The 1,458-nt window shown below is 49.8% G+C and carries 3 protein-coding genes; all 3 read right to left on the minus strand.

The window, feature by feature from the left end:
* Positions 1–138 (minus strand): transposase (locus tag ACT3TC_RS17060; protein WP_444641145.1); only part of this gene is annotated, 138 nt, incomplete at its 3' end.
* An 18-nt stretch (positions 139–156) separates the two neighbouring features.
* Positions 157–1,035 (minus strand): hypothetical protein, encoded by an 879-nt coding sequence (locus tag ACT3TC_RS17065; RefSeq protein WP_444641141.1) that lies wholly within the window; start codon positions 1,033–1,035, stop codon positions 157–159.
* A gap of 74 nt (positions 1,036–1,109) precedes the next feature.
* Positions 1,110–1,458, minus strand: a 349-nt coding sequence (locus tag ACT3TC_RS17070) for a glutathione S-transferase C-terminal domain-containing protein (RefSeq protein WP_444641143.1), incomplete at its 5' end; no start/stop codon positions are given.

Below are 1,458 nucleotides of genomic sequence, written 5' to 3' on the forward strand. Positions count from 1 at the left end.
ACCGTACCTGGAGCGCCATTTATAAAATGAGGCACTGCTCATGCCGTGCTCGCGACACAGTTCAGGGACAGGCACACCAGACTCCGCCTGCTTCAAAATCGCCATGATTTGGCTGTCGGTAAAACGTGATTTGCGCATGTGAAATCTCCTGTGTTTTCAGGTTACAAAATTCCACTTATCAACGCGATTATTTTTCAGGGGGATTACCTGACCATCCAAGTAGTTAGCCATGGCCTCCTCTGTGCGTGTCCCACAATTCGTTACAACATCCTGCAACTTGCTCGGCAAGGCATTAAAATCATCCAGGCGCATGCTGAGAACATTCGTAAATGTCCCAAACGCGCCATTGCTGCTCATTAGTTCGTGGAGACTGAAGGGCTTAATACTGGCAAAGGCGGAAATAGTGCCATCTGCCGTGCCGCGTTCAAGGGCGATATAAGTGTCTCCGATTGGAATTTCGGCAGGTGATGCACCTAGTTCGCTGATGGCCAGGTTCATTGCGCCACCCGCAGAGCGTAGTACCTTGCCTTCGAAGGCGGCAGCAGTATCGATTTTGTCGCTCATGGAAACCACTTGGTAGGGAGGGTAGGCCATGACGGCAAGTGGCATTAGATTGTTCGAGGTAAATTCGTCTTTGAGAATGCCGCTCTTTAGGGTGTCTGAGTAGCTGGTGACGATCTCAGTAGCAGTACTTCCCAGCCCCGGAAGCATCGAGACACCATTCAAGGGCATATCATCGCTCGCGTAACCTATGGGGATCGGGGCTACGTCAGCGATACCGCTACCGATTGCATTGAGGAGTTCAGTCGTTTTCGATATTTGCCCGCCTGGATAGTAATCAAAGCTGACCTGATCGTTAGTCTCTTCGCTGACACAGGACATCCAAGGCTCTACGCCTTGCTTGGTGATCACATGACTGTCGGGACTGCCATGTACCATTGATAACGTTACGGAATCTTGGGCCTGAGCAGCGCCCAAGCTAGTAGTGAGTAGGGCTGTTGAGCTGACTACCAAGACTGTCTGTTTCTTTATCATTGTCGACGACTCCGGCTTAAGCTGATTAATTAAATGAATATTTCAGCGCTTAACTATGCTGTATTCCGATAGGTCTAGCGTGTCTGGTCAGGCATCGTTATTTGTAGAGAATCTCTTTGGTTAAAGGATTCATACCAAGTGCGTAATTGTGGCCGTGTGCTCAGCCAATCATGATCACTATGACGAAATTGCAACCAGGCAATCGCGCACGCCATGCCGATGGTTCCCAAATTCACTTCATCAGCCCACTCGGTGACTCTTTTTTCCAGCGTGTCCATACCTCGTGATGCGGTTGCTATCTGCTTATCAATCCAGGCTATTGAACGTGCATGCTCGGGGCGCATTTTTTCCAATCGAACAGCCATTCCTGCATCCAGTACTCCGTCAACGAGCGCGACCAATGTACATGTTCTCCAACGCTCT

The organism is Halomonas sp. AOP27-A1-41 (genome assembly GCF_052378605.1).
GTDB lineage: Bacteria > Pseudomonadota > Gammaproteobacteria > Pseudomonadales > Halomonadaceae > Vreelandella > Vreelandella citrativorans.